Origin of the sequence: Isoptericola croceus, from assembly GCF_029382255.1 — a bacterium.
GTDB classification, from domain to species: Bacteria; Actinomycetota; Actinomycetes; order Actinomycetales; family Cellulomonadaceae; genus Isoptericola; species Isoptericola croceus.
In genome coordinates this window covers 1102761-1125151 of the sequence record NZ_JARLLG010000001.1, presented here as the reverse complement: position 1 = coordinate 1125151, position 22391 = coordinate 1102761, and the positions used below count along the sequence as shown (strand labels likewise).

Genomic DNA, 22391 nt, shown 5'->3' with positions numbered 1-22391 from the left:
CGTCGGCCTGAGCCGCTCAGCCGGTGACGGCCTGGAGGGCCTCCCCCAGCTCGCCCGCCTCGGTCGCGTTCAGCTCGACGACCAGACGACCGCCGCCCTCCAACGGGACCCGCATGACGATGCCGCGTCCCTCCTTGGTGACCTCGAGCGGACCATCGCCCGTGCGCGGCTTCATCGCAGCCATGTGTGGCTCTCCATTTCCGTTGTCCGGTTCTCCTGCCCCCACCTGCCCCAGTCCCAGCCTGTCGCCCCGGCGACGGGTCGACGCTGCCGGCACGGCCACGCAGGTTGAGGCGTGCCTCACCATTCTACTGCGGGCCGGATCCACTCCCGGTCACGCCATACCGCGCAGAGCCGCACGGGGCGGCGCCTCGTCGCGGACGGCCGCCACCATCTCGAGCGCCTGCCGCGTCGCCGCGACGTCGTGCGTGCGGAAGACGCGGGCACCATGCCACGCCGCGAGCGCCGTCGCGGCGAGCGTCCCCGCCAGGCGGTCCGCCGGGGCGAGGTCGAGGGTCTCCCCGACGAAGTCCTTGCGGCTGAGCGCCATCAGGACCGGGTACCCGAGCCCGGCCAGCACCTCGGTGCGGCGCAGCAGGTGCAGCGAGTGCCAGGTGTTCTTGCCGAAGTCGTGGGTGGGGTCCACCAGCACCGACGACGGCGGAACACCGCACGCGACGGCTCGCTCTGCCGCGGTGCGCAACGTGGCGACGACGTCGCGCGTCACGCCGTCGCGCAGGTCCGACTCGTGCGCCGGCAAGCCCTCGCCGTCGACGTCCTCGTCCGGAGGGGGGTACGTCACGCGCCAGGGGTCGGTACGGGGCTGTGCCCCGCCCGTGTGCGAGCAGACCACACCCACCCCGGCCGTCCCCGCCACCTCGACGAGTGCCGGGTCATGCCCCGCCCACGTGTCGTTGATCAGGTCGGCGCCCGCCGCCACGGCCGCCCGGGCCACCTCGGAGCGCCAGGTGTCGACACTGACGAGCAGCCCGGGCAGCTCGGCGCGCACTCGTTCGACGAAGGGCACGACGCGGTCGATCTCCTCGGCGGCACCGATCTCGGGGCCGACGCCCGCTCGCACGCCGCCGACGTCGAGGATGGCCGCGCCGTCGGCGAGCGCGGTGTGGGCCGCCTCGAGCGCGGGCCCGTCGTCCGCGAACCTGGCCGGCGCGTAGAACGAATCGGTGGTCCGGTTGACGATCGCCATCACCACCGGGCGCACCACACCCCCCGGCTCGCGGCCCACCTCACGACCGCGCAGCACGAGCGGCGCGCCAGCAGGCGGGATCACGCGCGGAACTCGGCGGCGAGCGCCCGCCCCCGCTCGATCACGTACGCCACCGCGTCGTCGGCGGAGTCGGTCAGGTGGAGCAGGTCGAGGTCCGTGGGACTGACCATGCCCCGGTCGACGACCGCGGTGCGCACCCACTCCAGCAGGCCGCTCCAGTACTCCGTCCCGACCAGGACCAGGGGGAAGCCGGTGACCTTGTGCGTCTGGACCAGGGTGATCGCCTCGAAGAGCTCGTCGAAGGTCCCGAAACCGCCGGGGAGCACGATGAAGCCCTGGGCGTACTTGACGAACATCGTCTTGCGGGCGAAGAAGTACCGAAAGCTCACCCCGCGGTTGACGTACTCGTTCATGCCCTGCTCGAAGGGCAGCTCGATGCCGAGGCCGATCGACGTGCCGCCGGCGTCCGCGGCTCCCTTGTTGGCGGCCTCCATGATGCCCGGACCGCCACCGGTGATCACCGCGTACCCGGCGTCGACCAACCGACGCCCGACCTCGACCGCGAGGTCGTAGTCCGGGTGGTCGTTCCGGGTGCGTGCGGACCCGAACACCGACACGGCGGGGCCGACCTCGGCGAGCGCGCCGAAGCCCTCGACGAACTCGGCCTGGATGCGCATCACCCGCCACGGGTCGGAGTGCACCCAGTCGGTCCCCTCCCCGGTGGCCAGCAGCCGCTGGTCGGTGGTGGTGTCGGGGATCTCGGTGCCGCGCAGCAGGACCGGGCCCTTGCGGTAGCCCCGCCCCGTCTGCTGGACGCCGTCGTCGGTACGTTCGCTCATGGGAGCGAGACTACGCACCGCGCAGCCAGGTGCGCAGCGCGTCGCGGCAGACGCCGAGCTCACGGACGGGAACCCGCTCGTCGTCCGCGTGCGCGAGCGACGGGTCGCCGGGGGCGAAGTTCACCGCCGGGATCCCGAGCTCGGCGAACCGGGCGACGTCGGTCCACCCGAACTTGGGCTTCGGCTCCCCCCCGGTGAGCTCGAGCACGGCGGCGACGAACTCCGCGGCGAGCGGGTCGTCGAGCCCCGGGCGGGCGGCGGGCGAGGCGTCGGTGACGGTCACCTCGTAGCCGTCGAAGAGGTCCCGGAGGTGCGCCTCGGCCTCGGCGAGGTCGCGCGAGGGCGCGAACCGGTAGTTGACGGTGACGGTGCACTCGTCCGGCACCACGTTGCCGGCGATGCCCCCACGGATGCCGACGGCGTTGACGCCCTCGCGGTAGCGGAGCCCGTCGACCTCGACCTCGGCCGGTTCGTAGGCCGTCAACCGGGCCAGGATCGGCGCGGCGGCGTGGATCGCGTTCTCCCCGCGCCAGGAGCGGGCGGAGTGGGCCGCGACGCCACGGGTGCGCACGTCCACGCGGATCGTCCCCTGGCAGCCCCCCTCGATGTCGGCCGACGTCGGTTCGCCGAGGACGGCGAAGTCGCCCGTGAGCAGCTCGGGGCGGTTGCGCACCAGGCGGCCGAGCCCGCTCTTCGTGGCCTCCACCTCCTCGTGGTCGTAGAAGACGTAGGTGAGGTCCACCGCCGGCTCGCTGCCCGGCCGGCCCAGCTCGACGGCGAGCGCCAGCATGACGGCGATCCCCGCCTTCATGTCGACGGTCCCACGACCCCACAGCACCCGGTCGTCGCCGGTCCCCTCCAGCCGGGTCGGCAGGTTCGGCGGATCGGTGAGCGGGACGGTGTCCAGGTGGCCCGCCAGCACGACGCGGCGGTCCCGGCCCAGCAGGGTGCGTGCGACCACCGCGTCGCCGTCGCGCGTGACCTCGAGGTGCGGCTGGTCGGCCAGGAGCGCCTCGACGGCGTCCGCCAGGGCCGCCTCGTCGCCCGAGACCGACTCGATGTCACACACGGCGGCGAGCAGGTCGACGAGGTCGGACGTGGCGAGCGTGGCGGGCTCGGTCAGGGCGGGGTCGAAGCGGTTCTGTTGGCTGGTCACCCGTTCATCGTGCCATCTCGCGCCGATAGGCTGATGACATGACGACGCCCACCACCTCCACCCGTACCGCCTGGGGACTCGGCCTCGCGACCGTGGCCGACGACGGCACCACGCTCGACGTCTGGTACCCCGCTCCCACGCTCGGCGAGGCGCCAGACGACGTCGACGTGCCCGTCGACCTCGCCGCTCTCTCGCAGCGCGACGACGCACGACGCGTGGACGTCTCCGTCGTCCGCACCGAGATCGACCTGGACGCCCCGCCGGCCGACGCCGCGGACGCCTACCTGCGCCTGCACCTGATCTCCCACCGGCTGGTCCCGCCGCACGGGCTCAACCTCGAGGGAGTGTTCGGCAAGCTCACGAACGTCGTCTGGACCTCCCACGGACCGTGCTGCGTGGAAGGGTTCGAGACCACGCGGCTGCGCCTGCGTGCGTCGACGGACAAGCCGGTGACGGTGTACGGCATCGACAAGTTCCCGCGCATGGTCGACTACGTCGTGCCGTCCGGCGTGCGCATCGCCGACGCGGACCGGGTGCGGCTCGGCGCGCACCTGGCCGAGGGCACCACGGTCATGCACGAGGGCTTCGTGAACTTCAACGCGGGCACGCTCGGCGCGTCGATGGTCGAGGGCCGGATCTCCGCGGGCGTCGTCGTGGGTGACGGGTCCGACGTCGGCGGCGGCGCCTCGATCATGGGCACCCTGTCCGGCGGGGGCAAGGAGATCATCTCCATCGGCGAACGCTGCCTCCTCGGGGCGAACGCCGGCCTCGGCATCCGTCTCGGCGACGACTGCGTCGTCGAGGCCGGCCTGTACGTCACGGCCGGCACCAAGGTCACCGTGCTCGGCGAGATGGGCGACGACGGCGAACCACGCGTGGTCAAGGCGCTCGAGCTGTCCGGGCGCGACAACCTGCTCTTCCGCCGCAACTCGCGCACCGGCGCCGTCGAGGTGCTCGCCCGCGCGTCCGGCGTCGAGCTCAACGCCGCGCTGCACGCCAACTGATGGCCCGACGACGGCGCTCCGCCGCCGGCACGGCGGGTGCCGTCGTCGCCATCCTCGCTGTCGGGGCACTGGCGGTGGGCGGTGTGCTCTGGTTCCTGTCGGCCCGCGAGCCCGACCTGATCCGCGAGCGGTGCGCGGCGGACCTGGACGGCACCTCGTGGTACCTCACGCCGGTCCAGGCGCAGAACGCCGCGCTGATCGTGGGCACGTCGATCCAGCGCGGCCTGCCGGCGCGGGCGGGCACCATCGGGGTGGCCACCGCGCTGCAGGAGTCGAGCCTGGTCAACATCGAATACGGCGACCGGGACTCGCTCGGGCTGTTCCAGCAGCGCCCCTCGCAGGGCTGGGGGACCCCGGCCGAGATCATGGATCCCGAGTACTCGACGAACGCCTTCTACGCCGGGCTCGAGCAGGTCGATGGCTGGCACGACCTGGACGTCACGGTGGCCGCTCAAGCGGTGCAGCGCTCGGCGTTCCCCGACGCCTACGCCCAGCACGAGACGCGGTCACGCGCCTGGGCGTCGTCGCTCACCGGACACTCCCCCGCCTCCGTGACCTGCGAGCTGTTCGGCCTGACGACCGACGACGACGAGCCCGTCGAGCTCTCCGAACGCCTGTCCCGCGACCTGGGGCTCCCGGCCGAGGCTGTCTCCGCCGTCGGACCGGTCTGGTCGATCGACGCGACCGCCCTGGACGACGAGGACGCCGAGCAGTCCACCTGGGCCGTGGCTCACTGGGCTGTGGCCACGGCGAAGGGCACGGCCGCCGTCGAGGTCCGCACCGGCGACCAGGTCTGGACCCGTGACGACGCCGCGTGGGCGCCGCTCGACGAGGAGGCGGACGCGCCGCCGTCGGGCACGGTCGAGGTCACCGTGGGCACCCCCACGGAGTGACGAGGTAGCGCTCGTTCGAGCGCTACCTCAGCGCTGGTCGAGCGGGACGTAGTCGCGCGCCGTCGGCCCGGTGTAGATCTGCCGGGGGCGGCCGATCTTCGTCTGCGGGTCCTTCGACATCTCGCGCCACTGGGCGATCCAGCCGGGCATGCGGCCCAGCGTGAACAGCGGGGTGAACATCGCCGGCGAGAAGCCCATGGCCTGGTAGATGAGACCGGTGTAGAAGTCGACGTTCGGGTAAAGCTTGCGCTCGACGAAGTAGTCGTCGCTCAGCGCTATCTCCTCGAGCCCGCGGGCGATCTCGAGCAGCTCGTCCTTGGCCCCGAGCTCGTCGAGCACGGCGTCCGCGTGCTTCTTGACGATGGCGGCGCGCGGGTCGTAGCTCTTGTACACGCGGTGGCCGAAGCCCATCAGACGGACGCCGTCCTCCTTGTTCTTGACCTTCTTCATGAAGGTCTCGACGGAGTCGTCGCCGGAGCGGATCTTCTCGAGCATGAGCAGCACGGCCTCGTTCGCCCCGCCGTGCGACGGGCCGGACAGCGCATTGATCCCCGCCGACACCGAGGCGTACAGCGTCGCGTTGGAAGAGCCGACGATCCGGACCGTCGAGGTCGAGCAGTTCTGCTCGTGGTCGGCGTGCAGGATGAGCAGCTTGTCCATCGCCGAGACGACCGTCGGGTTCGCCTCCCACTCCTCGTAGGGGCGGGCGAACGTCATCCGCAGGAAGTCGTCGACGTATCCGCGGGCAGCGTCCGGGTAGAGCAGCGGCTCGTCGCGCATCGACCGGTGTACGTACGAGGTGATCGTGCGGAGCTTCGCCAGGATGAGCACCGTGGCGAGCTCGACGGCGTCGTCGTCGTGCGGGTCGAGCGACTCCGGGTAGTACGTGGCCAGCGCGTTCACGGCCGAGGCCATGATCGCCATCGGGTGCCCGCCGCGCGGGAACGTCCCGAGGAAGGTGCGGAACGCCTCCGGCACGAGAGTGTGCCGGTTGATGCGGTCGGTGAACGCCTCGAGCTGCTCGGTCGACGGCAGCTCGCCGTGGATGAGCAGGTAGGCGACCTCGAGGAACGACGAGCGGTCGGCGAGCTGCTCGATCGGGTAGCCCCGATAGCGCAGGATCCCCTGGTCGCCGTCGATGTAGGTGATGGTCGACTCGCAGGAGGCGGTGTTCGTGAAGCCGGGGTCGACCGTGACCATCCCGGTCTCGTTGAGCAGGGACGAGACGACGATGCCGTCGTTCCCCTCAGTGGCCGGCACCACGGGCAGGGTGCGACCCTCGCCGTCGACGGTGAGCTCGACCGTGGCGGTCTGCTGGGTGGACGTCATGTCTTCCTTCCCTGACGGTCCCCACGGCCCCGTCATCGGGACCTGGGACACGTGAACTCATGGCAATGTCATGGACTACCGCACGGGACCACCTGAGGGCGTCTCCGCAGGACGGCCTCGCCCTGAGGTTGAAACTACCCTCCAATCCCATGCGGTTCCAATCCCCGCGTCAAGACGCTGTGATGCGTGCCACAGCAGCGGCGACGTCCTGGTCGCTCGCGGTCAGCGCCACGCGGACGTGTCCCGCACCGGCAGCGCCGTAGAACTCGCCCGGTCCGACGAGCACGCCACGCCGGGCGAACCACTTGGCGAGCTCGCGCGAGGTCGTCGGGCCTGCGGCACCGTCGTCGGGCCGGACCCACAGGTAGAGCCCCGCCTCCGAGTGATCGACGGCGAAGCCGGCGCTGCGCAGCGCCGGCAGCAGCGTTTCCCGACGCCGGCGGTACCGCTCGCGCTGCACGTCGACATGGTCGTCGTCACCCAGCGCCGCGATCATCGCGACCTGCACGGGTGCGGGCACGATCATGCCCAGGTGCTTGCGGGTGGCGACCAGGTCGCCGACGAGGGCGGGATCACCCGCCACGAACGCCGCCCGGTACCCCGCGAGGTTCGACTGCTTCGACAACGAGTAAGCGACCAGGAGCCCGTCGAGGGAACCACCGTTGACCCGAGGGTCGAGCAGGCTGGGCACGAGGCTCCCGCCGTCGGGACCGATCCACCGCGGGTCCCACGGCAGCTCGGCGTAGCACTCGTCGCCCACGACGACAGCACCGATCTCCCGGGCCGCCGTCACGACCGCGCGCAGATGGTCGACGTCGGCGACCGCCCCGGTGGGGTTGGAGGGCGAGTTCACCCAGACGAGCCGCACGTCGGAGCGCCCGGCCCAGGCAGCGACGTCGTCGGCGGGGAGCGGCGTCGCACCGGCGAGCCGCGCGCCCACGTCGTAGGTCGGGTAGGCGATCTCGGGGTGGACGACGACGTCGCCGGGGCCGAGGCGCAGCAGGCTCGGCAGGAGCCCCACCAGCTCCTTGGAACCGACCGTCGGCATGACACCGGCCGGGTCCAGACCCGGGACACCGCGACGCCGGGCGAACCAGCCCGCGACGGCGTCGCGCAGGGCGCCGGTGCCGTATGTCAGGGGGTACCCCGGGGCGTCCGCGGCACCGGCGAGGGCGCCGCGGACCACCTCCGGGGTGGGGTCGACGGGCGTGCCGACCGACAGGTCGACCATCCCGCCGGGATGAGCGGCTGCCGTCGCCCGGACCTCACCCAGCGTGTCCCACGGATAGGCGAGGGACCTGAGGTCCGCGAATCCCATCCCTGCGTCCGGCGGCAGCGCTCAGGCCTGCGGGGGCAGGCCGGCGATCATCGGGTCGTCCTTCTCGATGACGCCCATCTTCGCCGCGCCGCCCGGCGAGCCGAGGTCGTCGAAGAACTCGACGTTCGCCCGGTAGTAGTCCTTCCACTCTTCGGGGACGTCATCCTCGTAGTAGATGGCCTCGACGGGGCACACCGGCTCGCAGGCGCCGCAGTCGACGCACTCGTCCGGGTGGATGTAGAGCGAGCGGGAGCCCTCGTAGATGCAGTCCACGGGACACTCCTCGATGCACGCCTTGTCCTTGACATCGACGCACGGCTGAGCGATCACGTAGGTCACTGCAGTTCCCTTTCAGGTCACGGGGGTGGAGCGAGCTCCGGTCGTACTCGGGGCACTCTAGTATCGCTCACGTGACAAACCCGCACGCGCTCCCCGGATCGTCCGACTGGCGAGACTGGCCGGCCGGGACCCGGGTCGTGGTGCGCCGCCGCCTGACCTCCGCCGAGGCCGAGGCGACCGGGCAGCGCTGGACCGACGTCGTCGGCGTCGTCGTCGCGTCAGGCACCGACGGGATGACCCTGCGGCGCGACCCGGCCCGGGCCGACGCGCCAGGGGCCGGGACCGTGGTCCGGGTGGCCGCGGCCGACGTCGAGGCCGCCAAGGCGATCCCACCACGCCCGGAACGAAGGACCGCGCGCCCGCGCGACTGACCTCGCCGATTCCGCGCTACCTCGCGGGTGCCGGCGCCACCTCGACAGCGGTGGGCGTGATGCCGACCACGACGACGCCCGTTGTGCAGCGCCGGACCAGCAGAGCCGGCCAGTCGCCGACCAACGGCACCTGCTCCACCGCGCCGGTGCTCACGCCAGGAGACGTCTGCCGGCGGCCCGCCGCCCGGACGTCGTCGGCGGTGCGGAAGAAGGCGTGCGTCGAGCCGTTCGACTCCAGCGCTGCGATGACCAGCTCCAGGTCTCGCACGACCTTGCGCAGCGCCGGTGCGACCCAGGCCGCGTTCTGCGTGACCATCGCCTCGGTGCGGGCCGGGTCGGTGAACGCCACCCGGGTGCCGTCGCGGAAGCTGCCGGCGGCGAGGCCGAGCGCGACCTCCCGCACCGGCGCGCCGGCGACGGCGTTGAGCAGCTGGGTCGCGACCACGTGCGGCACGTGGCTGACGAGCGCCGCCGCCTCGTCGTGCACCTCGTCGGTGAGCACCGCGACCGTCCCCGCGCAGGGACCCGTGACCAGGGCGAGGACCGCCTCGAGCCGCGCCGGGTCGACCGCCGCGTCGACGGTGACGGCCCACCGCACCGCGTCGAGCAGCCCGACGTCCGAGGCGTCGAACCCGCTGTGCTCGGTACCAGCCATGGGGTGAGCCCCGACGTACCTGCCGCCCAGCCCTGCCGCCGAGACCTCGTTGCGGACCGGGCCCTTCACGCTGCCGACGTCCGTCACCGTCGCCGACGCCGGGGCGTGCGCCGCCACCTCGGCCGCCACGGCAGGCATCGCCCGCAACGGGGTCGCCAGGACGACGAGATCTGCCGTCGCGACGCAGGCCGCGACGTCGTCGGCGACCGTCAGCCCGGCCCGGCGCGCTGCGGCGCGCGTGGCGGGCGAGGCGTCCGTGGCCACGACGTCGACCCCCCGGGCGTCCAGCAGGCGCGCCAACGACCCGCCGATGAGGCCGAGACCGACGACGGCGACCGGACGGCCCGCCGCGCTCACCACAGCAGCCCCTCGTCGAGGACGACCGGCGGGTCCGACGCGCGAACGCTGCCGGTCGGGGCGTGCTCGTCCAGCACGCCGTCGAGACCTCCCTCTCCCGCCGTCGCCGGGTAGGCGCCGAGCACCTTGAGGGCATCACCGGCGGCGAGCAGATCTCCGAACAGGTCCCGCACCGGCGGGTCCCACGGGGCGGCGTCGAGCGTGACGACGAACACGTACTGACCCTCGCGCGCCTTGAGCGGCCGGGTCACCAGGCTCGACATGTTCACGCCCCGCACGCCGAAGGCGTCCGTGATGCGTGCCAGCACCCCCGGGCCGGTCACCACCGGGGTGATCGCGAGCATCGTGCGCCAGGTGTGTGCGCCGTCGGGCTCCTGACCACGGCTCACGGCGAAGCGTCCGGCAGCCCTGTCCCGGCGGTCGAGCACCAGGAACCGCGTCCGAGCGCCAGGAAAATCCTCGACCGCCTCAGCGAGCGTCTCCAGGCTGTAGAGCTCACCGCACAACCGAGGGCCGAACGCGACCTGGTGCCGCCCCACATCGCGGCAGGCCGCCGCGTTGGACGCGGCAGGCACGGCGACGAGCCCGCGCCCGGTCACGAACCGGTGGCACTGCGCCAGGCCGTGCGGGTGAGCCGTCGCCTCGGTGATCTCGCCGTGGCCCGGTCGGACGAAGGCGTCGAAGGAGATGTCGAGCACGACCTCGTCGACCGCGACGACGTCCGCGCTACCCAGCAGGGCGTCCAGCGAGGGGACGACGTGCCCCTCGACCGAGCTCTCGATCGCGACGACACCGGTGTCCACCGCACCCGACGACACGGCGTCGTGGACGTCCCCGACCGTGCCGAGCGGTACGGCCTCCACGGGCCTCGCCCCGGACCGGCCCCGAGCCCAGGTGCGGACCGCCTGGTGGGTGAAGGTGCCCTCCGGCCCCAGGTAGGCGACCCTCACACGCCCGCCCACCGTGGGGTCAGCGCATCCGGGCCGGGCTCGAACCGCTCGCCCGGCAGCACGGCGAGGGTGCGGTGCGCCACGGACCGGGCGTCGAGCTCGGCCACCAGGGCATCGAGCACCGCCACCCGGGGACACCGGAACGACGTCAGGAACACGTGCGGGCCGTACGTCGAGGGGTGGCTACGCAGGTGCTGCAGGTCGACGCCGGCGTCGGCGAGCACCTCCAGCGTCTGCCGGAGGGACCCGCGGTGGTCGTCCGACGGGCCGAAGGCGAGCCACACCTGGGCGGGACCGTCGAACCGTGGCCACGCCTGACTCGCCTCCAGCAGCCCGTACCAGACCGGCCCCTGCTCGGCGAGCCGCTCGCTCCCGGGCACCTCGACCCAGCCGGACGGCACCTTGGCCCGTTCGACGACCAACGACCCGTGCTCACCGGCCAGGGCGGCCCGCTCGGCCACCGGTGCAGCCGTCGGGACCAGCCTCGGGCTGACACCCACCGACCGGAGCACGTCCGCACAGTCCCGCATCCCGGCCTCGTCGACGATGGCCTGCCCGCCCACGACGCCCGGCGGCGCGACCCACACCCACTGCGGGCGGACGGGTACCGCGGCCGTGACCAGCAGCGTGGCGTCACCGGCGAGCAGCGCCTGCTCGAGCGCGGGCGACGGCTGCTCGGGATGGCCCAGGTGGACGACGGCGGCAAGGTCGTCGATGCTCGCGACCGTGTCGAGAGCCTGCGTCATCGTCCCCAGGTCGAGCAGCTCTCCGGACTCGTCCGGCACCGCCGACGGCACCGGGGAACCTGCGGCGACGCCGGACCAGCCGGCCTCGTGGGCGGCGAGCGCGGCGTGCGCCGAGGACTCGCGGGTGGTGCGTCCGAGCATCAGTCGTCGTCCTTGTCGTCGTCCTTGTCGTCGTCCCTGCCGTCGTCACTGCCGCGGCCCCGGTCGTCGCCGCGGCCGCCGCTTCTCTCGCTGGCCCGGTCGCTGCTTCTCTCGCTGGCCCGGCCGCTGCCCTGCGCCTTGCTGCAGCTCACGGCGTCGTCCGGCTTGTACCGCCAGAAGTTGGACTCGTCCTTGACGAGATCACCGTCGAGGTAGACCTTGCGGTAGACGGTGATGGCAAACCCGGCCTCACCCCCGGGGTAGGGCTCACAGTCCGCGCTGCCCGACTTGTCGACCGTCTTGATCGGCACCACGTCCTGCTTGCCGGAGTCCGACTCCTTCACGTCGTAGTACTCCGTCGACCAGACCTTCACGTGCAGCCTGCCGTCGGAGACGTAGCTCTGCATGAGTGCGCCGTAGGGGGTGTCGTTCTTGAACTTCATGTCGATCGAGCCCACGTAGATGGTCGCCTCGCGACCCGCCGGGTACCGGCTGAACCAGTAGCTGTGCTGCCGGTGCTCGACGTCGTCGAACCCGGCGAAGAAGCCGGCGTTGTACGTGGTGGTCGCGAGCTGCGACAGCCCTCCCCCGACGGCGTCCACGTGGACGCCGTTGCTCACGACACCGGCGGAGAAGAACCCGTTCGAGGTGTCGATCGGCGACAGCGTGTCCACCAGCGAGAAGGTCTCGCCGGGCTTGACGAGTGTCTCGTTGACGAGCTCGGCGCCCCGCACCAGGTTCTTGGTGCGCACCGGCTCGCTGGTCAGCGGTGTGGAGAACTCCGAGACGACCTCCTTGATGCCGAGCTCCTCCAGCGAGGCGGCGGAGTCCTCCGGGTCTTCCTCGACCAGCTCGACCGTGGTCTCCCGCTCGGTGCCCTGCGCTGCCTCGCCGACGGCCGACGCCACGTCGTCCGGGTCGAGCGTGGTCCCCGTCTCGCCGCCGACGATCGTCGGCTTCCCCCCGGAGAACTCGAAGCGGGCGTCGTCCGGCTCACGCAGCAGATCGTCCGTGCGGTCGATGAGGGCGCTGGTGAGCCGGTCGCCGTCGAACTCGGCCACGAGGGCGCCGTCGGCCGGGACGAACGACGTCGACCGCGCGATGACACGCGCCGGCAGCTCGGGGCTCTGCTCGCCGACCTGCACCCTGACGGGCCCCGAGACGATCTCCTCCGCCAGGGCGTACGCCGCGTCGGTAGCCGCCTGGTCGACCGCCGGGGGCACGGCCTCGACGGGGAGCTCGACGGGGCCGGTCGTCACGAGCCACGACTCGACGAGCACGTCCTCGGCCGCGTCGATGACGACCTCCGTCCCGTCGGCGGCCTCGGTGGCGGCAGGCTCCCCGTCGGCGAACCGCACCGTCCCGTCGACGGGTTCCGTGGCGAGCGAGCTCGCCACGGACGCGACCGTCGCCGTCAGGGCGGAGCGGTCGACGTCGACCACCGGTGCCTTCTCGCCGCCCCCCGCCAGGTGCTCGACGAGCCGGGACGGGTCGAGGGAGAACCCGGTCAGCCCCTCGACGGTCCCTGGTGCGTCGAACGCCAGCCCCGCCTCGGCGGGGTCCACGGTGCTGGAGACGTCGCCGGCCCGCACCGTGACCGGTTCGGCAGCCCGGGGACCCAGCCCGCGCTCGAGAGCGGTCACGGCCTCCGAGGCGTCGAGGCCGCCGATGTCCACCCCCGCGACCGTCGTCCCCGACGGCACCGAGTCGGAGAGGAACCACTGCGCCCCGACGAACAACCCCGCCAGCACGACGACGGCGCCCGCCACGCCCAGCAGCACCTTCGGCCAGCGGCTGGGGGCGCCGTCGCCCTGGAGCCCTTCGAGCGGGGTCCCGGAGGTGCCAGAGGGCGGGGGCTCCGCAGAGCTGGCGGCCGGGCTGCTCACCGTCTGGATGGCCTCGGTGGGCGGGCCGGACGGCGCACTCGGGATCTCCGCGTTCGCCGCGCCACGCACTGTCGCGGTACCGACGACCTGACGTTGCTCGTAGGCGCGCACCGTCGGTTGGTACGGGGCGTCGTCGGGCTCCTCCGGGACGTCGGGCGCGGCCTGCGCCTCGGGGGCTTCCGGTGGCGTGGAGCTGCCCGGTGACGCGGCACTGCCCTGCTCGGGCAGGTTCTCGTCACTCTCGGTCGGCTTGCCCATCGACACGCTCCGTGCTCGTCTCGTGAGGGCCCGGCAGCGCCCCCGGTCATGTCCTGGACGCGGGGATCCCGCGCGAGAACGAATCTTACTCGGCGCACCTGGTCAAGGTCGTCGCTCCTCGCCGTCGTCCGTGAACCACGAGCGTGGCAGGAACGCCGCGGCGGCGACGAGGACCAGCCCACCGTAGGTCCAGACGTACCCGACGTCCTGTGCGGGCACGAGGACGTCGCCGCCCGGGCCGGTCGCGGCGAGCACCTGGACGGCGACCAACCATCCCGCACCGCACGTCAGCAGGGTCAGGGTGCCGGACCATGCCCGGCAGAGCACCGCTGCGGACAGCGTCAGCATCAGCGCCAGCACGAGACCCGTCGGGAGACCGGCCCACTGGGCGCGGTGCGCGACGGTGCCGATCACACCGACGGCCGCCCCGAGCAGCAGCGCCAGCACGGCGCGCCCGACGAGCGTCCGCCCCGGGGTCCGGAACGAGGTGGGCTGGGCGTGGTGCGGTGCGGGCGGGCTCACCAGGCCGAGCCTACCGGCGTCACCACGCCGTCGACGTGTCCGTCGGGCGCACGTGCATCGTCGCCAGGACCGGAGCGAGCACGGCGTTGCTCAGCGCGTAGCGGCCGATGACGACGCCGCTCCCGGAGGCGCCCGTGGGCACGCGACCCACGTGCTGGACCTGGGTCTCGTGCGCCGCCAGCGCGGCGAGGACCCGGTCGAGCACCGGGGCGACGTCGACCTCGAGCGCCCCGCACCGCTCGAGGTCCGCGGCGGGTACCGCGACGGGCGGCAGGACGCCGTCGGGGTCGGGGAGCGTGAGCCCGTGGTCGGCGACGAGCCGCTCGGTCTGCGCGTCGGTCGCGAGCGCCCGCCGCGCGGCGCGCACGTCCTCGGCCGGGTCGGAGACCACCCAGCGCCGCGCCACGGCCCACGGCTCGCCGACGACGGCGGCACGGGAGTCCGCAGCGAGCTCCAGCCCACGGACGGTCACCTCGTGGGTGCGCACGTGGTCCGGGTGCCCGTAGCCACCGCCGGCGTCGTACGTGACGACGGCGTCAGGTCGCCGGTCGCGGATGACGGTGGCCAGCCGCCCGGCCGCAACGTCGAGCCGTATCCGCGCGAACGCCGTCGGACCGGAGTCGGGTGCGGGGCCGGCGATGCCCGGCGCCACCCACGCCATCCCCGAGTCCTCGAAGCGCACCGTGCGCGAGCCGCCCGGCGCGGGCACCGTGTCGAGGAAGGCGTGGTCGGCGACTCCCAGCGCCGCCAGCGCACGGGCGAGCTCGACCTCGCGGTGCGCGGCCAGCGCCGGGCCGTCGCCCTCCAGGTGGGCGAGCCCGGTGCGGTGCGACGGTGTGTCGATCACCTCGCCGCGCTCGCCGCGGGTGCAGGTCACCACCGTCACACGCTCACCCGCCGCCGCCCACGCGGCGAGCAGCGCCCCGGTCGCGAGGGTCTCGTCGTCCGGGTGCGCGTGCACCGCCAGGAGGCCGCCTGACGGCTGCACGGGGCGCGCCGCGCGGGTCACGACGACCGGCTCAGCTGCGCTTGGCCCGCGCCGTCGCCCGCGCCCGCTCCGTGGCGTCGAGGTTCACCTTGCGGATGCGGACGGTCTCGGGCGTGATCTCCACGCACTCGTCCTCCGCCGTGAACTCGAGCGACTCCTCGAGCGTGAGCTTCCGCGGGGGCACGAGGTTCTCGAAGCTGTCCGCGGTCGACGACCGCATGTTGGTCAGCTTCTTCTCCTTGGTGATGTTGACGTCCATGTCCTCGTTGCGGGAGTTCTCGCCGACGATCATCCCCTCGTAGACCTCCTGGGTGGGGTCGACGAAGAACGAGCCACGCTCCTGCAGGTTGATCATGGCGAACGGCGTCACGACACCTGAGCGGTCGGCGACCAGCGAGCCCGTGGAGCGGGACTCGATCGGCCCCTGCCACGGCTCGTAGCCCTCGGCGTACGACGACGCGATGCCGGTACCGCGGGTCTCGGTGAGGAAGCGGGTACGGAATCCGATGAGGCCGCGCGCGGGCACGACGAACTCCATCCGGACCCAGCCGGTGCCGTGGTTCGCCATCGTCTCCATGCGCCCCTTGCGGGCCGCCATGAGCTGCGTGACGGCGCCGAGGTACTCCTCCGGCACGTCGATCGTCATGCGCTCCATCGGCTCGTGCCGCTTGCCGTCGATCTCCTTGGTGACGACCTGCGGCTTCCCGACCGTGAGCTCGAAGCCCTCGCGGCGCATCTGCTCCACGAGGATGGCCAGGGCGAGCTCGCCGCGGCCCTGGACCTCCCAGGCGTCGGGCCGCTCGGTGGGCAGCACACGCAGCGACACGTTGCCGACGAGCTCGGCGTCGAGGCGGTCCTTGACCTGGCGGGCGGTGACCTTGTGTCCCTTGCCGCCCTTGCCGGCCAGCGGCGAGGTGTTGATCCCGATGGTCATGGAGATCGCCGGGTCGTCGACCGTGATGACCGGCAGGGGGCGCGGGTCGTCCGGGTCCGTGAGGGTCTCGCCGATCATGATGTCGGCGATGCCCGCCACGGCCACGATGTCTCCGGGGCCTGCGGACTCGGCCGGGACGCGGGTGAGCGCCTCGGTCCGGAGCAGCTCGGTGACCCGGACCTGGCCGAGGGTGCCGTCGTGCCGCGCCCACGCGACCGTCTGCCCCTTGCGCAGCGTGCCGTTGAAGATGCGCAGCAGGGCGAGACGGCCGAGGAACGGCGAGGCGTCGAGGTTGGTGACGTGCGCCTGCAGCGGCATGTCGTCGTCGTACGTCGGCGCGGGGATGGTCTGCAGGATCGTCGAGAACAGCGGCTCGAGGTCCTCGTTCGCCGGCAGCGCGCCGTCGGCGGGCTGCTCGGTGGCGGCGCGACCGGCCTTGGCCGAGGCGTACACGACGGGCACGTCGAGCACGGCGTCGACGTCGAGGTCCGGCACCTCGTCGGACAGGTCGCTCGCCAGGCCGAGAAGCAGGTCGGTGGTCTCCGCGACGACCTCGGTGATGCGCGAGTCGGGCCGGTCCACCTTGTTGACCACGACGATGACCGGCAGCTTGGCCGCGAGAGCCTTGCGCAGCACGAACCGGGTCTGGGGCAGCGGGCCCTCGGACGCGTCGACGAGCAGCACGACGCCGTCGACCATCGACAGGCCACGCTCGACCTCGCCGCCGAAGTCGGCGTGGCCCGGGGTGTCGATCACGTTGATCGTGATGCCGCCCGGCTCGCCCACCTCAGCGGCAGCCGGCCCGGCGTACCGGACCGCGGTGTTCTTGGCGAGGATCGTGATGCCCTTCTCACGCTCCAGGTCGCCGGAGTCCATGACGCGGTCGTCCACCTGCTGGTGCGCGGCGAAGGCGCCAGCCTGCCGCAGCATGGCATCGACCAGGGTCGTCTTGCCGTGGTCGACGTGGGCGACGATCGCCACGTTGCGCAGGTCGGAGCGCACAGACATCTACGGTTCTCTTTCCGTGGGAGGTGGCACCCGGGAACCCGGGGCCGCTCCATCCTACCCGGACGTGCCGCGCCACCACCTCGACCAGCGCGAGCTGTCGCCCGGCGCCGCCCTGGACTGCCCGCTGATCTCGGCGAAGTTCTCCGTGACGTGCTCGGTGACGTGCTCCGTCACGTGCTCGGTGAGCTCGCGCCGCCGCAGGCGACGCTCGGTCCGGGTGATCTGCCGGTGCTCCAGGTTCAGGGCCTTCCACACCGAGAACATCATCGCGACGACGACGAGCGAGAACGGCAGGGCGGTGAGGATCGACGCCGTCTGCAGGGCTCTGAGCCCGCCGGCGTAGAGCAGGGCCGCGGCGACGCCTCCCTCGAGGATCGCCCAGAACAGCCTGCTCAACAGGGGCGGGTTGGGGTTGCCGCCGTTGGCCAGCATGTCCACGACGAACGAGCCAGAGTCGGACGACGTCACGAAGAACACGACGACGAGGATCATCGCGATGATCGCCATCCACGCGCCACCGCCCGGCAGCGACTCGAAGAGCTGGAACATGGCCGTGTCGCTGTTGACCCCCAGGTCGCCGGTCTCGGGGTCGGGCGAGAGCATGGAGCCGGGCTCGTTGCGCTCCTGGTGGATGGCCGATCCGCCGAAGACGCTGAACCAGACCGTGCTGACCAGCGTGGGCACCAGGAGGGTGCCCAGAACGAACTCGCGCACCGTCCGCCCCCGGGAGATCCGGGCGATGAAGAGCCCGACGAAGGGCGCCCAGGAGATCCACCAGCCCCAGTAGAAGATGGTCCAGCCCGACTCCCACTCCAGGCCGGTCTCGCCCTGGAAGGCCAGGGTGTCGAACGTCATCATCATGACGTTCTGGAAGTAGAAGCCGATCGACTGCACCCACTCCCGCAGGACGAAGAGCGTCGAGCCCATGACCAGCACGGCGACGAGCAGCGCACCAGCCAGCATCATGTTGGCGTTGGACAACCACTTGATGCCGCGCTCCAGGCCGGAGGCGACAGAGACCGCCGCCACCGCAGTGATGCCCGCGATCAGCCCCATCTCCAGCGCCACCGAGGGGGTGGCGACGCCCAGGTAGCCGAGACCGGCGGAGATCTGGAGCACGCCCAGCCCGAGCGAGGTCGCGACACCGAAGACGGTGCCGAAGATCGCGAGCACGTCGATGACGTTGCCGAGCCAGCCGCGCACCCGCTTCTCGCCCAGGAGCGGCTCCAGCGCCCAGCGGATGGAGACCGGGCGCCCCTTGCGATGGATCGAGTAGGCGAGAGCGAGCCCCACGACCACGTAGATGGCCCAGGCGTGGAACCCCCAGTGCAGGTAGGTCTGGCCCATCGCCGCCTGGGCGAGCGCCGGCTCGTCGCCCGTCACCCCCGGCTTCGGTGCGGTGAAGTGCGACAGGGGCTCGGCCACGCCGAAGTAGACCAGCCCGATGCCCATCCCCGTCGCGAACAGCATCGCGAACCACACGGGAAGCTTGAAGTCGGGCGCCTCGTCGTCCGGCCCGAGCGTGATCTCGCCGAAACGACTCAGCCCCATCCAGATCGCGAAGACGACGAACACCGCGACGATCAGGATGTAGTACCACCCGAAGCCGTTGATGACGCTGCTCTGCAGGGTGCCCATCACCCCCTCGACGGCGTCGGTCATCACCATCGTGAGAAGGACGAAGAGCACGATCAGGCCACTCGCCGGGTAGAACACGGCGGGCGCGAGCGTGGAGCGTCGGCGTGTCATGCCGATACCCTGTCGCGATTCGACGACCAGGGCAAACCCGCTCCTCCGCTCAGCCGGCGATCTCGTCGCCGACCAGCCCCGCACCGGGGATCGCCGCCAGCAGGTCACGCGTGTACTGCTCGCGCGGGGTGTCGAAGACCTCGTCGGTGGAGGCCTGCTCGACGACCTTGCCGTGCTGCATCACCACCACGTCGTCGGCTATCTGCCGGACCACGGCCAGGTCGTGCGTGATGAACAGGTAGCTCAGCCCGAGCTCGGACTGCAGGTCGCCCAGGAGCTCGAGGACCTGGGCCTGAACGAGCACGTCGAGAGCAGAGACCGCCTCGTCGAGCACGACGACCTCGGGCTTGAGCGCCAGCGCTCGCGCGATGGCGATGCGCTGCCGCTGACCGCCCGACAGCTCGTTCGGGAAGCGCCGCATGGCCGACTGCGGCAGCGACACCAAGTCGAGCAGCTCGCGCACCCGCGCCTCACGCTCGGACCTGTTGCCGACCCCGTGCAGCTTGAGCGGCTCCTCGATCGACCGGAAGATCGAGAACATGGGGTCCAACGAGCCGTACGGGTTCTGGAACACCGGCTGGACGCGCCGTCGGAAGGCGAAGGCGTCCTTCGTGTTCAGCGACGCCACGTCGACGCCGTCGAACTCCACGGTGCCCGACGTCGGTTCCAGCAGCCCCAGGACCATGTTGGCGGCGGTGGACTTGCCGGAGCCGGACTCCCCCACGATCGCGAGCGTTCGCCCACGGCCGAGGGTGAACGAGACGTCGTCCACCGCGGTGAAGTCCGTCGAGGAACCCGGGCGCGACCCCCGGATCGAGAAGACCTTGGTGAGGTTCTTCGCCTCGACGACGACGGCGGGGCCCGCCACGACCGGGGTCTCGTCCACGTGGTGGGCCAGCACCTCCGCGGACTCCTCGCCGTGCACGTGAGCGGACTGGATGCGTCGCGAGGCCAGGGACGGTGCGGACTTCACCAGGCGCTTTGTGTACGGGTGCTGCGGGTCGGCGAGGATCGCCCGAGCAGGGCCCGACTCGACGACCTTGCCCTTGAACATCACCAGCAGGTGCTCGGCACGCTCGGCCGCGAGGCCGAGATCGTGGGTGATGAACAGCAGCGCCGTCCCGAGGTCGCGCGTCATGTCGCCGAGGTGGTCGAGGATCTGGCGCTGCACGGTGACGTCCAGGGCCGACGTGGGTTCGTCGGCGATGAGGAGCTGCGGCCGCGAGGCCAGCCCGATGCCGATGAGCGCCCGCTGGCGCATGCCGCCGGAGAACTCGTGCGGGTACTGCCGAGCCCGCCGCGCCGAGTCGGGCAGGCCCGCCTCGGCGAGCACCTCGGCGACCCGTGCGCGCAGCTCGGTCCGCGAGCCCTTGAAGCCGTTGGCCTTGAGCGCCTCCTCGACCTGGGTGCCGATCCGCCAGACGGGGTTGAGGTTGGACATCGGGTCCTGCGGCACCAGGCCGATCGCCCGGCCCCGCAGGGCCTCCTTCTCGGCCCGGGACGCCCCGACGAGCTCGCGCCCCTCGAACCGGATCGAACCGCCGGTCACCTTGCCGGTGCCCGGCAGCAGGTCGATGATCGCGGCCGCGGTCGTCGACTTGCCCGAACCGGACTCGCCGACGATCGCCACGCTCTGCCCGGGGTAGACAGTCAGGTCCATTCCGCGGACCGCCCGTACCTGGCCGCCACCGGTGGCGAACGAGATCTCCAGGTCACGGATCTCGAGCAGCGGCTTGCTGGTGTCGACGGGCGCGGGACCAGGGGTGCCGTCGGCGCCGTCGTTCGTCACGGGGAACTGGGTGGTCATCGCTTGCGAGCCTTCGGGTCGAGGGCGTCGCGCACGACGTCGCCCATCATCATGAAGCCGAGCACGGTCAGGGCCAGGCCCCCGGCCGGGTAGAGGAGGATCTCCGGGGCGGTGCGGATCGCCTCCTGCCCGGCGGAGATGTCACCGCCCCAGGAGACGGTCCACGGCGGCAGGCCGATGCCCAGGAAGCTCAGCGTCGCCTCGGCGACGATGAACTGGCCGAGCGCGACCGTCGCGTAGACGATGATCGGCGCCGCGGAGTTCGGCAGCACGTGGCGCACGAGGATCCGGCCGCGTCCCATGCCCAGCGACTTCGCGGCCGTGACGAACTCGTTGTTCTTCACCGACATCACGGTGCCGCGCGTGATGCGGGCGATCTGCGGCCAGCCGAACAGCGCGAGCACGAGCGCGACCGTGAAGCTGGTCCGGTTGGTCATGATCGACAAGATCACGATCGCCGCCAGGACCAGCGGGATCGCGAAGAAGATGTCCGTCACCCGGCTCAGGACGGTGTCGAACCACTTGCCGTAGTAGCCGGCGACAGAACCCATGAGCGTGCCGAAGACCACGACCATCGTGGTCGCCAGCAGACCGACCACGACCGAGGCGCGCGCACCGTAGATCGTGCGCGAGTAGATATCGCAACCCTGCCGGTCGAACCCGAAGGGATGTCCCGGCTGCGGCCCCTGCAACGACATCGACAGGTTGCAGGTGCGCGGGTCCACCGATGTGAAGAGGCCGGGGAAGGCCGCGAGGAGCACCACCAACGTCATGATGACCGCGGCGACCCAGAACAGGGGTCGGCTGCGCATCTGGTGCCAGGCGTCGCGCCAGAAGCTGGTGGGCGCCTCGTCGGTCTTGACCGCGTCGACGGCGCCGAGGCCACCCTCGTCGACCGCGGCGACGTAGCGCTCCTGTCCCGGGCGCGGCATCGGCGTCCCCGGTCCGCCGGGGTTCTCGTAGCGGTTCTCAGGCATAACGGATCCTCGGGTCGAGGGCGGCGTACAGCAGGTCCACGAGGAGGTTCGCCCCGATGTAGACCATGACGAGCACGGTGGTCAGCGAGACGACGGTGATGCTCTCGCCGCGGATGATCGCGTCGTACAGCGTGCCGCCCACACCGTTGATGTTGAAGATGCCCTCCGTGATGATCGCGCCCGACATGAGCGCGCCGATGTCCGCTCCGAGGAACGTCACCACGGGGATGAGCGAGTTGCGCAGCACGTGCCGGCCGGTCACCTGTGAACGGCTCAGGCCTCGCGCCCGCGCCGTCCGGACATAGTCCGCCGACAGGTTCTCCACCACGGACGTCCGCGTCAGCCGCAGCACGTAGGCGAAGGACACCGCTGCGAGCACGAGCGCCGGCATGAGCAGACTGATCACGTCAGGATCTCGGCCCACGGTCACCGGCAGCCAGCCGAGGTTGACGCCGATGACGATCTGCATGACGAAGCCCACGACGAACGTCGGCACCGCGATGAAGAGCAGGCTGACCACGAGGGCCGTGGCGTCGAAGAGCTTGCCCTTGCGCATGCCCGCGATCAGACCGAAGCCGACCCCGAAGACGGCCTCGATGATCAGCGCCATGAGGGCGAGCTGGATCGTCACGGGGAAGGCGTTCGCGATCACCTCGGAGACCTCACGCCCCCGGAAGTCGACGCCGAAGTCGAGCGTGACGACGCCCCGAAGGAACAGCAGGTACTGGACGAAGAAGGGCTTGTCCAGGTTGTAGTCGGCGCGGATCTGCTCCGCCACCGCCTCGGGCAGACCTCGCTCGCCACCGAGTGCCGCCACCGGGTCTCCGGGCCGGAGGAACACCAGGGCGTAGAGCAGGAGGGTGGCCCCCAGGAACACAGGGATCACCTGCAGGAGCCTGCGTCCGAGATACCAGAGCATGGGAAATTTTCTCCTCG

Annotated in this window: 21 protein-coding genes; 3 read left to right on the top strand and 18 right to left on the bottom strand. The window is 71.8% G+C overall.

Features of this window, described 5'->3' with window-relative positions:
* Positions 1-16: 16 nt before the first annotated feature.
* The 4 genes from PZC42_RS05170 to dapE form a co-directional block, all read right to left on the bottom strand.
* Positions 17-184 (bottom strand): DUF3117 domain-containing protein, encoded by a 168-nt coding sequence (locus tag PZC42_RS05170; RefSeq protein ID WP_106266794.1) that lies wholly within the window; start codon positions 182-184, stop codon positions 17-19.
* Positions 185-334: 150 nt separating this feature from the next.
* Complete coding sequence (gene folP, locus PZC42_RS05165; protein ID WP_277209008.1) at positions 335-1291, bottom strand: dihydropteroate synthase; 957 nt, start codon at positions 1289-1291, stop codon at positions 335-337.
* Positions 1288-2067, bottom strand: coding sequence for an LOG family protein (locus PZC42_RS05160; protein ID WP_277209006.1), 780 nt, complete (start codon positions 2065-2067; stop codon positions 1288-1290). The genes folP and PZC42_RS05160 overlap by 4 nt, the downstream gene beginning before the upstream one ends.
* Positions 2068-2077: 10 nt before the next feature.
* Positions 2078-3190, bottom strand: a complete 1113-nt coding sequence (gene dapE / locus PZC42_RS05155) for a succinyl-diaminopimelate desuccinylase (RefSeq protein ID WP_277209296.1) — start codon at positions 3188-3190, stop codon at positions 2078-2080.
* Between the two features lie 71 nt (positions 3191-3261).
* Here dapE and dapD point away from each other — a divergent pair, with 71 nt between their 5' ends.
* Both dapD and PZC42_RS05145 read left to right on the top strand, forming a co-directional pair.
* Positions 3262-4227 carry a 2,3,4,5-tetrahydropyridine-2,6-dicarboxylate N-succinyltransferase gene (gene dapD / locus PZC42_RS05150; RefSeq protein ID WP_277209004.1) on the top strand — a complete coding sequence of 322 codons (966 nt, stop codon included), beginning with the start codon at positions 3262-3264 and terminating at the stop codon, positions 4225-4227.
* Positions 4227-5120: a hypothetical protein gene (locus PZC42_RS05145; RefSeq protein WP_277209002.1), complete on the top strand. Its 894-nt coding sequence runs from the start codon at positions 4227-4229 to the stop codon at positions 5118-5120. The genes dapD and PZC42_RS05145 overlap by 1 nt, the downstream gene beginning before the upstream one ends.
* Before the next feature lie 27 nt (positions 5121-5147).
* Here the strand turns inward: PZC42_RS05145 and PZC42_RS05140 are convergent, their stop codons facing one another.
* The 3 genes from PZC42_RS05140 to fdxA form a co-directional block, all read right to left on the bottom strand.
* On the bottom strand, positions 5148-6449 hold the full coding sequence (locus tag PZC42_RS05140; protein WP_277209000.1) for a citrate synthase: 1302 nt from the start codon (positions 6447-6449) through the stop codon (positions 5148-5150).
* Between the two features lie 169 nt (positions 6450-6618).
* Positions 6619-7767 carry a succinyldiaminopimelate transaminase gene (gene dapC, locus PZC42_RS05135; protein WP_277208999.1) on the bottom strand — a complete coding sequence of 383 codons (1149 nt, stop codon included), beginning with the start codon at positions 7765-7767 and terminating at the stop codon, positions 6619-6621.
* A gap of 21 nt (positions 7768-7788) precedes the next feature.
* Entirely contained in the window at positions 7789-8106 is a 318-nt protein-coding gene (gene fdxA / locus PZC42_RS05130; protein WP_106266803.1) for a ferredoxin, read from the bottom strand.
* A gap of 71 nt (positions 8107-8177) precedes the next feature.
* Here fdxA and PZC42_RS05125 point away from each other — a divergent pair, with 71 nt between their 5' ends.
* Complete coding sequence (locus PZC42_RS05125; protein ID WP_277208995.1) at positions 8178-8477, top strand: DUF6725 family protein; 300 nt, start codon at positions 8178-8180, stop codon at positions 8475-8477.
* Between the two features lie 16 nt (positions 8478-8493).
* Here PZC42_RS05125 and PZC42_RS22485 read toward each other — a convergent pair whose 3' ends face one another.
* The 11 genes from PZC42_RS22485 to PZC42_RS05070 form a co-directional block, all read right to left on the bottom strand.
* Positions 8494-9489 (bottom strand): prephenate dehydrogenase, encoded by a 996-nt coding sequence (locus PZC42_RS22485; RefSeq protein WP_277208993.1) that lies wholly within the window; start codon positions 9487-9489, stop codon positions 8494-8496.
* The gene (locus PZC42_RS05115; RefSeq protein WP_277208991.1) at positions 9486-10439 is read right to left on the bottom strand and encodes a prephenate dehydratase; all 954 of its coding nucleotides are present in this window, start codon (positions 10437-10439) and stop codon (positions 9486-9488) included. Before PZC42_RS05115 ends, PZC42_RS22485 begins: the two co-directional genes overlap by 4 nt.
* Positions 10436-11326: an ACT domain-containing protein gene (locus tag PZC42_RS05110; RefSeq protein WP_277208989.1), complete on the bottom strand. Its 891-nt coding sequence runs from the start codon at positions 11324-11326 to the stop codon at positions 10436-10438. Before PZC42_RS05110 ends, PZC42_RS05115 begins: the two co-directional genes overlap by 4 nt.
* Positions 11326-13470, bottom strand: a complete 2145-nt coding sequence (locus PZC42_RS05105) for a VanW family protein (protein ID WP_277208988.1) — start codon at positions 13468-13470, stop codon at positions 11326-11328. Before PZC42_RS05105 ends, PZC42_RS05110 begins: the two co-directional genes overlap by 1 nt.
* 102 nt (positions 13471-13572) lie before the next feature.
* Positions 13573-13992, bottom strand: a complete 420-nt coding sequence (locus tag PZC42_RS05100) for a DUF6113 family protein (RefSeq protein ID WP_277208986.1) — start codon at positions 13990-13992, stop codon at positions 13573-13575.
* A gap of 19 nt (positions 13993-14011) precedes the next feature.
* Positions 14012-15001, bottom strand: a complete 990-nt coding sequence (locus tag PZC42_RS05095) for a PIG-L family deacetylase (protein WP_277208984.1) — start codon at positions 14999-15001, stop codon at positions 14012-14014.
* A gap of 10 nt (positions 15002-15011) precedes the next feature.
* A complete protein-coding gene (typA, locus tag PZC42_RS05090) occupies positions 15012-16922 on the bottom strand; it encodes a translational GTPase TypA (RefSeq protein WP_277208982.1) in 1911 nt (636 codons plus the stop codon).
* A gap of 54 nt (positions 16923-16976) precedes the next feature.
* Positions 16977-18671 carry a BCCT family transporter gene (locus tag PZC42_RS05085; RefSeq protein WP_277208981.1) on the bottom strand — a complete coding sequence of 565 codons (1695 nt, stop codon included), beginning with the start codon at positions 18669-18671 and terminating at the stop codon, positions 16977-16979.
* A 49-nt stretch (positions 18672-18720) separates the two neighbouring features.
* Positions 18721-20478, bottom strand: coding sequence for a dipeptide ABC transporter ATP-binding protein (locus tag PZC42_RS05080; protein WP_277208979.1), 1758 nt, complete (start codon positions 20476-20478; stop codon positions 18721-18723).
* On the bottom strand, positions 20475-21455 hold the full coding sequence (locus tag PZC42_RS05075; RefSeq protein ID WP_277208977.1) for an ABC transporter permease: 981 nt from the start codon (positions 21453-21455) through the stop codon (positions 20475-20477). The genes PZC42_RS05080 and PZC42_RS05075 overlap by 4 nt, the downstream gene beginning before the upstream one ends.
* Positions 21448-22374 (bottom strand): ABC transporter permease, encoded by a 927-nt coding sequence (locus PZC42_RS05070; RefSeq protein WP_277208975.1) that lies wholly within the window; start codon positions 22372-22374, stop codon positions 21448-21450. The genes PZC42_RS05075 and PZC42_RS05070 overlap by 8 nt, the downstream gene beginning before the upstream one ends.
* Positions 22375-22391: the final 17 nt, after the last annotated feature.